Origin of the sequence: Cobetia sp. SIMBA_158 (assembly GCF_046566945.1) — a bacterium.
Taxonomy (GTDB): Bacteria; Pseudomonadota; Gammaproteobacteria; order Pseudomonadales; family Halomonadaceae; genus Cobetia; species Cobetia amphilecti.
The window spans coordinates 1-267 of record NZ_JAWJYL010000440.1 but is presented as its reverse complement, the minus strand read 5'-3'; the positions used below and the strand labels follow the sequence as shown (position 1 = coordinate 267).

The window sequence follows — 267 nt, the reverse complement described above, 5'->3', positions numbered from 1 at the left end:
AGGTACTATCTACGAAGCAGGTTTTGACGAGAAAAGTCACTTTAACTATCTCTATGAACCAGAAAAGAAAATACTTCATATATACGATGATAGATCGCACTTTAGTACCAGTGCCGTAAACTCAGTTAATGAAATTGTTGCTGAGATTGACAAAATCATCACAGGAGAGGTCAAGGGATTAAACAAATTCACTCAAAATTTCATCTCTCTTTTTTCTAAGCAGGAGCCTGTAAAAATTATTATCTATACTGAAGCTGGAGACCTTGG

The 267-nt window shown here is 35.6% G+C and carries 1 protein-coding gene; it reads left to right on the top strand.

The window, feature by feature from the left end; all coding sequences use genetic code 11:
- On the top strand, positions 1–267 hold a 267-nt coding region (locus R2R70_RS20605), incomplete at both ends, for a hypothetical protein (RefSeq protein WP_410978993.1).